The organism is Rahnella sp. BIGb0236, assembly GCF_004364755.1.
GTDB lineage: Bacteria > Pseudomonadota > Gammaproteobacteria > Enterobacterales > Enterobacteriaceae > Rahnella > Rahnella victoriana.
In genome coordinates, this window is the sequence record NZ_SOAO01000026.1 from 1 (window position 1) to 8,307 (window position 8,307).

The window sequence follows — 8,307 nt, forward strand, 5'->3', positions numbered from 1 at the left end:
ACCCCATGCCGAACTCAGAAGTGAAACGCCGTAGCGCCGATGGTAGTGTGGGGTCTCCCCATGCGAGAGTAGGGAACTGCCAGGCATCAAATAAGACAAAAGCCCTGCACTATGTGCAGGGCTTTTGTCTTTTCTGCTCTTGATGATTTTCTGAGAGTAGACAACTCCTCTCCAAACAAAAGGCCATCCTCAGGGATGGCCTTTTGCGTTTCTGCTTGCTGAACACTAGTGATTAGAACTCTGGGAAATCCCGATGCCCGTTTGTGATCGTACAAACTGAGGATAGAAGCGCTCTCTCTCTTTCTGTCCTTCCAGTGAGTTATCTGTAATCGAGAAGAACCAGGTGCCAACAAAGGCCACAATCATCGAGAACAGCGCCGGGTATTCATAAGGATAAATAGGTTTAGCATGCCCCAAAATCTGAACCCAGATCGTCGGGCCAAGAATCATCAGTATCACAGCGGTGAGTAAACCAAGCCATCCTCCGATCATTGCCCCGCGTGTCGTCAGTTTTGCCCAGTACATCGAAAGCAAAATAATCGGGAAGTTGCAGCTTGCAGCGATGGAGAACGCAAGTCCAACCATGAACGCAATATTCTGTTTTTCAAAAAGAATACCCAGCGCAATGGCGACGATACCCAGAATTATGACGGTGATCTTCGAGACTCTAAGCTCATCACGCTCTGTCGCTTTGCCATCCTTGATGACACTGGCATACAGGTCATGAGATACCGCTGACGCTCCTGCCAGCGTTAAGCCGGCAACTACCGCTAATATTGTCGCGAAGGCGACTGCGGATATGAAGCCAAGGAAGAAGCTGCCACCAACCGCATCAGCTAAATGCACTGCGGCCATATTATTGCCGCCCAACAATATGCCGCTGGCATCTTTAAATGCCGGATTCGCACTGACCAGAACGATCGCGCCAAAGCCGATAATGAAGGTCAGTATGTAAAAGTAGCCGATAAAACCCGTGGCATAGAACACACTCTTGCGCGCTTCCTTGGCATCATTGACGGTGAAGAACCGCATCAGAATATGTGGCAAGCCTGCGGTACCGAACATCAATGCCAGCCCCAGAGACAGCGCGGATATCGGATCCGATACCAATCCTCCCGGACTCATGATCGCAATGCCTTTTGAGTGTACGGCGACAGCCTGAGTAAAGAGTGTGTTGAAATTGAAACCGACAGATCTCATGACCATAATTGCCATGAACGTCGCACCGGCCAGTAACAGGATAGCTTTGATAATTTGCACCCAGGTCGTTGCCAGCATCCCGCCAAACAACACATAGAGCACCATCAGGATGCCGACGAGGATCACCGCGACGTGATAATTCAGGCCAAACAGCAACTGAATTAGCTTACCGGCGCCAACCATTTGAGCAATCAGATACAGCGCGACGACCACCAGTGAACCGCAGGCAGAAAGCAACCGGATCGGCTTTTGTTTTAACCGGTAAGATGCCACATCCGCAAAGGTATATTTGCCCAGATTACGCAGACGTTCAGCAATCAGGAATAAAATGATTGGCCAGCCGATCAGGAAACCGATGGAATAGATCAACCCGTCGTATCCTGAGGTATATACCAGCGCAGAAATACCCAGGAAAGAAGCGGCAGACATGAAGTCCCCCGCAATAGCCATTCCGTTTTGCAGGCCGGTAATGCGTCCGCCTGCCGTGTAGTAATCCTGGCGGGAGCGCGTACGTTTCGCCGCCCAATAGGTGATATACAGCGTCGCACCCACAAACAGTACGAACATCACGATGGCTTCAATATTAAGAGGCTGGCGTTTAACTTCTCCGCCGATCCCTTCAGCTGCAAACAGACTGAAAGGTAAGCAGAGCGATAACATCAGCAAAAGAAGAGAACTGCAACGAGCCTTCATGGTTGCACCTCACGGATAATATCGGCGGTCAGCCGGTCAAACTCACCGTTGGCACGCACAACATAAATACCGGTCAGCACAAAAGAAATGACGATTAATCCGACGCCCACGGGGATACCACGGGTAATGGTCGCCCCCTCATACAGCGGTGTTCCCAGCCATTGCGGATCGAACGCAATCAGTAAAATAAACGCGACATACAGAACCAGCGTAATGCCTGACAGCAGCCAGGCAAAACGACTGCGTTTTTGCACCAGTTCCCTGAAGCGCGGATTACTTACAACTCTCTGATAAATGAGATCATTCATCTCAGTGACTCCTTTGAGGCATTGATAGAGTTCACCGCGCCAGGGCGGTGAAAATTATGACGGCACTTTCATGGATTGTTTTTCTTCGAGCAATTTATCGACTACGCCCGGATCCGCCAGCGTAGAGGTATCTCCCAGATTGCTTGTGTCACCGGCAGCAATTTTGCGCAAAATACGGCGCATAATTTTGCCGGAACGGGTTTTGGGTAACGAATCTGTCCAGTGAAGAATGTCAGGCGTCGCGATGGACCCTATCTCTTTGCGCACCCAGTTGCGCACTTCGGTATAGAGTTCCGGTGACGGTTCTTCGCCGTGATTCAGTGTGATGTAGGCATAAATGGCCTGACCTTTGATGTTATGCGGAATGCCGACAACCGCGGCTTCAGCAATTTTAGGATGAGACACTAACGCCGATTCAATTTCGGCAGTACCCAGACGGTGACCGGAAATATTCAATACGTCATCAACCCGGCCGGTGATCCAGTAATAACCGTCTTCGTCACGACGGGCGCCATCACCGCTGAAGTACATGTTTTTAAAGGTAGAAAAATAGGTTTGCTCAAAACGTTCATGATCGCCGAATAATGTCCGTGCCTGGCCCGGCCACGAATCGGTGATCACCAGATTGCCTTCGCATGCACCTTCCTGCGGAACGCCTTCGTTATCGACCAGTGCCGGTTGCACGCCAAAGAACGGACGTGTTGCCGAACCGGCTTTCAGTTCTGTGGCACCGGGTAACGGGGTGATCATGAAACCCCCGGTTTCGGTTTGCCACCAGGTGTCGACGATCGGACACGCGCTGTTACCGATAGTTTTGTAGTACCACTCCCAGGCTTCCGGATTGATTGGTTCGCCGACCGAACCCATAATCCGCAGCGATGCCCGGCTGGTGCCCTCAACCGCTTTATCCCCTTCGGCCATTAATGCCCGGATAGCCGTTGGCGCGGTATAGAGAATATTCACCTTATGTTTATCAATCACCTGTGCCATACGGGCGGGAGTCGGATAATTAGGGACACCCTCAAACATCAGACTGATGGCTCCGCAAGCCAGCGGCCCGTAAAGCAGGTAACTGTGGCCGGTAACCCAGCCGACATCGGCGGTACACCAGTAGATATCACCATCGTGATAATCGAAGGTGTATTTGAATGTCAGCGCGGCATACACCAGATAACCGCCAGTGGTATGCAGCACGCCTTTTGGTTTACCGGTTGAGCCGGAGGTATAAAGGATGAAGAGCGGGTCTTCTGCGTTCATTTCCTCTGCCGGGCAATCCGCAGAAACACCTTCAATCGCGTCATGCCACCAGATGTCGCGTCCTTCTTTCCATTCGCCCTGTTTTCCGGTGCGTTTGAAAATAATGGAATGCGTGATGCTGGTAACGGCAGGATTCTTCAGCGCATCATCCACGTTTTGTTTCAGCGGAATGGTTCGTCCGGCGCGAAGCCCTTCATCAGCGGTAATCACCAGTTTGGCGTTGGAATCGATAATACGGCCCGCGACCGCTTCCGGTGAGAAACCGGCAAAGATGACAGAATGCACGGCGCCGATACGGGCACAGGCCAGCATGGCGACAGCAGCTTCCGGCACCATGGGCATATAAATGGCGACAACGTCCCCTTTCTTTACTCCCAGCCCCTTTAAGACGTTAGCGAACTGACATACGTCATGATGAAGTTGTTTATAAGTGACGTGTTTGTTTTCGGCTTTCGGGTCATCGCCTTCCCAAATCAGCGCGGTCTGATCCCCTTTTTCAGCCAGATGGCGATCCAGACAGTTGGCGGCAAGATTGAGAGTGCCGTCCTCAAACCAGCGAATATCAATATTCCCTGGGGCAAAAGAAGTGTTTTTCACCTTTGTGAAAGGCTTGATCCAGTCGAGCACTTTTGCCTGTTCGCCCCAGAAGGCATCGGGGTCTTCAACAGACTGTTGATAATACTGCTGATATTTCTCAGGTGTGATCAGGGTACGTTCTGCCACAGCGGCAGGAATAGGGTGCTTATAAACATGGCTCATGGTTTTTCTCCTTTAATTTGTTAATGATATGTCAACCAAAGGTTAAGTGTAGTTTGCGATATGGCTTTGTTCGTTTTCTGGGGGGCAGATCACGCAAGCGGAGAAAAAACAGCAAGATATAAACACCGGTCATGAGGGACAGACCACAGAAGTGGAGACGGGCGCAGGAGGAAAAAGAAAGGGGGGAAGTTAAAATCTAGGACTAAAAATGTAATTAATTAGTTAATTAAAGCTTAATCACAGAGCAGGGGCGGCGATTTTCTTAACTGAGAGGGCATATTTAATATCAAATATTTTAACCTCTGAGTTAATTTACATTCATAAAGATAATGTTTAAAGATTAATCTGAGATGGAAACTCTTAATATTTGCATTAAGCAAATTATTATAACGTTAAATTAAAAATATCAGTATATTGATCTGGCAAGAGAGGGGTGCTCTCTTCGGTACAGCGAAATATATCGCTTAACAGCTGCTTAATTGCTTATGCAACGCTTAATAGCTACCGTTAAATCTCAAGGACTTATTATGTTTAACGCCAAAAACAAGACACTGGTTATTGCTTTATCTGCCCTTATTTCTTCATCAGCTTTTGCAGATGATACAACGCCTCCGACAGGAACCGATCAGGGTTCCGGCCGTATTCATTTCACCGGTACGGTGATTAATGCACCTTGCTCCATTGCGGCGGGTGATGAAGACATTAACGTGAATATGGGGCAGGTGGCGAATAAGGTGCTGGAGAGTGGCAATAAATACTCTCAAAACGTTAACTACACCATTCACCTGCAGGATTGTGATCTGACTGCACAAACGGCGGGCACGGTTGAATATCCGGCCATGTCTAAAGTTGCCGTCTCCTTTGCCGGCACACCTGACAGCAGTGCAGCGGAACTTCTGGCAAACACCGGCAGTGCAAAAGGCGCAGGTATCCGCCTGATTGACGCCAACGGCGATCTGCTGAAAGTCGGTGACACGTCTAAAGATATCAACCTGGTTACTGGCAACAACGAACTGGTCTTTGCTGCACGCGTTGAAGCCAACTCTCAGCCAGTTTCTACCGGTACGATCGTCTCTCAGGCGACCTACGCCCTTAACTATAAATAATTATTGCTGTGATTAAGGGGAGTTTTCTCCCCTTTATTTTCAGGTGTGAATGCACCGGGGATTTGTGTTTATTACTGCTTAGTCAAAGTGATTTTATTATGTCGTTTGTGATGGATAGAACATCGGCAGACAAGAAAATAACCCTGTGGTTTATTTTCCTTCTGTCGGGATGCTTTATTTCGGTCAGAAGCCTTGCGGTAGAATTTAACGTTAATTTCATCGATTCTGCCGATCGCAATAATGTCGATCTGTCACGATTTCAGGTAGCCCATTATATCGCGCCCGGTGAATACCTGCTGGATGTGGTGCTCAATGGCCGCACGCTCGGCGATCAAAGCCTGATTAAGTACATTTCCGCTGAAAATAACCCGGACAGCCGCCTTTGTCTGCCGCCCGCGCTGGTGGACAAATTCGACCTGACCCCGGCTGCCCGCGAGAAGCTGACGCTGTGGCATCAGGGCGAATGCACGTCGCTCGATCAGCAGACAGAAGTGACCACCCGCTACGATCAGGAAAAACAGACCCTTAACATCAGCATTCCGCAGGCGTGGCTGACGTTTCACGATGAAAACTGGGTGCCGCCGTCGCAGTGGGATGAGGGCGTGAACGGCGCACTGCTGGATTACAACCTGCTCGGCAGCAAATACATGCCGCAGTCCGGCGACAGCACCACCAGCTTCAGCAGCTACGGCACCACCGGCGTTAACCTCGGGCCGTGGCGCGCCCGTGCCGATTATCAGTATGCTTCATCGCGCACTTCCGGCACCCCGGCCAGCGACAAATTCACCTGGACGCAAACCTATGTTTACCGCGCATTACCGTCCCTTGGCGCGCGCCTGACCGGCGGGCAGACCTATTTCAGTTCGGATATTTTCGACTCGTTTCGTTTTCTCGGCGTGTCGCTGAACAGCGACCAGCGCATGCTGCCGCCGTCGCTGCGTGGCTACGCGCCGCAGGTGACCGGCATCGCCAAAACCAACGCCAAAGTGAGCATCAGCCAGAACGGACGGGTGATTTACCAGACCAACGTGTCGCCGGGGCCGTTCGTGGTGCAGGATTTAACCGAAGCGGTACAGGGCGCGCTGGATGTGAAAATCGAGGAAGAAAACGGCAGCGTCACCACCTATCAGGTGACCACCGCGACCATCCCGTTTCTGACCCGCAAAGGGCAGGTGCGCTTTAAAACCGCGACGGGCAAACCGACCACCGGCAGCAACAATCACGTGTTACAGCCCGGTTTTTACAGCGGCGAAATGTCCTGGGGCGCGCTCAATGATTTCTCGCTTTACGGCGGCGTTATCACCACCACCGGCAACTATCAGGCGCAGGCGCTCGGCGTCGGACAAAACCTGCAAAAGCTCGGCGCGGTGTCGTTTGACGTCACGCGATCCTCGGCCACCGTGCCGGTGGCGGGCAGGCAAACCGGGCTGAGTTACCGCGCCAACTACTCCAAACGCTTCGATTCGACCGGCAGCCAGATCACCTTTGCCGGATACCGTTTCTCGCAAAAAACCTTTATGTCGTTCAGCCAGTATCTCGACAAGGTCAACGGCGACGGCTATTCCCGCGACGACAAACAGACCTACACCGTCACCGCCAACCAGTATCTGCCGTGGCCGGCCATCACGCTGTATCTCTCGGCCACCCACAAAATCTACTGGAACGAGCGTGCCAGTAACAACTACAGCCTGTCGGTCAGCAAGATTTTCGATGTCGGGCGCTTTACCGGCGTCTCGGCGACGTTTTCCGCCAGCAAGCTCAATTACCGCGATACCGATGAAAACCAGATGTTTCTGTCGCTCAGTGTGCCGCTCTCTTCCGGGCAGCAAATCAGCTACGACGCGCAGCAGGATTCGCAGAGCGGCTTCTCGCAAACGGCGTCGTATTACAACAGTCAGGATCCGGCCAACAGCTGGCGCGTCGGTGCGGGCGGCGGCAGCCCGGATCTGCAAAAAGGCAATGGCGTGTTCCGCGCCAACTACCAGCACATGTCGCCGTACGGCCAGTTCGGGGCGAACGGCAGCGTGAAAAATAACGATTACCGCTCGGTGAATGCCAGCTGGTACGGATCGCTGACCGCCACGGCGGCGGGCGCGGCCCTGCATCAGAGCAGCGCCGGCAGCGAGCCGCGCATGATGTTGTCGGCGGGTGTGAAAGGCATTCCGGTCAGCGACGGCGCGTCCGTGACCAACGATTACGGCATCGCGGTGGTGAACGGCGTGTCCAGCTACCAGACCTCGGACATCCGCGTTGATGTCAATAATTTGCCGGACGACGTCGAGGTTTACAGCTCGGTGGTCAGCAAAACGCTGACCGAAGGGGCGATCGGTTTTCGCCAGATCCGCGCCGTGAAAGGCGAGCGCCTGATGGCGGTGATCCGCCTGAAAGACGGCAGCCATCCGCCGCTGGGCGCGTCGGTAACTGACAACAGTTCCGGCTTTGAGGCGGGGCTGATCGGCGACGGCGGACTGGCCTATCTGGCCGGTGTGTCAGGGGAAAAATCCCTGACGGTGCGCTGGGGCGATGCGCAGCAGTGTCAGATCCGCGTGCCCGCTGAACCCGAAACCCGTTCCGGGCAGATGTTGCTGCCCTGTACATAAGGAAATAATCCCATGAAAAAACAGCATTTTTATCTCATTGCCCTGCTGACGATGGTCGCGGCGACGCCCGCGCTGGCCGCCGTCAATCTTGACCGGACGCGCATCATTTATCAGGCCGGTGATAAATCCGTCAGCGTGATGCTGGAAAACCAGAGCAAAACGTTGCCGTATCTGGCACAGGTCTGGCTGGAGAATGCGCAGGGCGAAAAAATCACCTCGCCGCTGGTGGCGCTGCCGCCGATGCAGCGCATTGACGCCGGTGAGAAAAGTCAGATCCGCATCCTGCAATTACCTGAAACCGCAGGCTTACCGAAAGACCGCGAGTCGCTGTTTTACTTCAACGTGCGCGAGGTGCCGCCCAAAAGCGACATGGCGAACGTCATG

At 52.7% G+C, this 8,307-nt stretch carries 6 protein-coding genes; 3 read left to right on the forward strand and 3 right to left on the reverse strand.

Translation table 11 applies throughout. The features are described 5' to 3' along the window. Positions 1-225: 225 nt before the first annotated feature. Genes actP through acs form a run of 3 tightly spaced genes read right to left on the reverse strand, consistent with a single transcriptional unit; the run spans position 226 to position 4,217 of the window. The gene (gene actP / locus EDF78_RS25375) at positions 226-1,893 is read right to left on the reverse strand and encodes a cation/acetate symporter ActP (protein WP_095923736.1); all 1,668 of its coding nucleotides are present in this window, start codon (positions 1,891-1,893) and stop codon (positions 226-228) included. Beyond that, positions 1,890-2,201: a DUF485 domain-containing protein gene (locus tag EDF78_RS25380; protein WP_095923735.1), complete on the reverse strand. Its 312-nt coding sequence runs from the start codon at positions 2,199-2,201 to the stop codon at positions 1,890-1,892. The genes actP and EDF78_RS25380 overlap by 4 nt, the downstream gene beginning before the upstream one ends. Before the next feature lie 54 nt (positions 2,202-2,255). Next, positions 2,256-4,217, reverse strand: a complete 1,962-nt coding sequence (gene acs, locus EDF78_RS25385; protein ID WP_119823179.1) for an acetate--CoA ligase — start codon at positions 4,215-4,217, stop codon at positions 2,256-2,258. A 527-nt stretch (positions 4,218-4,744) separates the two neighbouring features. On the opposite strand from acs, the gene EDF78_RS25390 reads away from it, so the two are divergent. The 3 genes from EDF78_RS25390 to EDF78_RS25400 all read left to right on the forward strand — a co-directional run. After that, positions 4,745-5,323: a fimbrial protein gene (locus tag EDF78_RS25390; protein ID WP_131694604.1), complete on the forward strand. Its 579-nt coding sequence runs from the start codon at positions 4,745-4,747 to the stop codon at positions 5,321-5,323. A 98-nt stretch (positions 5,324-5,421) separates the two neighbouring features. Beyond that, positions 5,422-7,923, forward strand: a complete 2,502-nt coding sequence (locus EDF78_RS25395; protein WP_133824207.1) for a fimbria/pilus outer membrane usher protein — start codon at positions 5,422-5,424, stop codon at positions 7,921-7,923. 12 nt (positions 7,924-7,935) lie between these two features. Further along, positions 7,936-8,307, forward strand: a 372-nt coding sequence (locus EDF78_RS25400) for a molecular chaperone (protein ID WP_133824208.1), incomplete at its 3' end; no start/stop codon positions are given.

Excerpts from the sequence above, each read along its gene's own strand:
- actP (WP_095923736.1), bottom strand. The coding sequence starts at position 1,893 with ATGAAGGCTCGTTGCAGTTCTCTTCTTTTGCTGATGTTATCGCTCTGC.
- EDF78_RS25380 (WP_095923735.1), bottom strand. The coding sequence starts at position 2,201 with ATGAATGATCTCATTTATCAGAGAGTTGTAAGTAATCCGCGCTTCAGG.
- acs (WP_119823179.1), bottom strand. The coding sequence starts at position 4,217 with ATGAGCCATGTTTATAAGCACCCTATTCCTGCCGCTGTGGCAGAACGT.
- EDF78_RS25390 (WP_131694604.1), top strand. The coding sequence starts at position 4,745 with ATGTTTAACGCCAAAAACAAGACACTGGTTATTGCTTTATCTGCCCTT.
- EDF78_RS25395 (WP_133824207.1), top strand. The coding sequence starts at position 5,422 with ATGTCGTTTGTGATGGATAGAACATCGGCAGACAAGAAAATAACCCTG.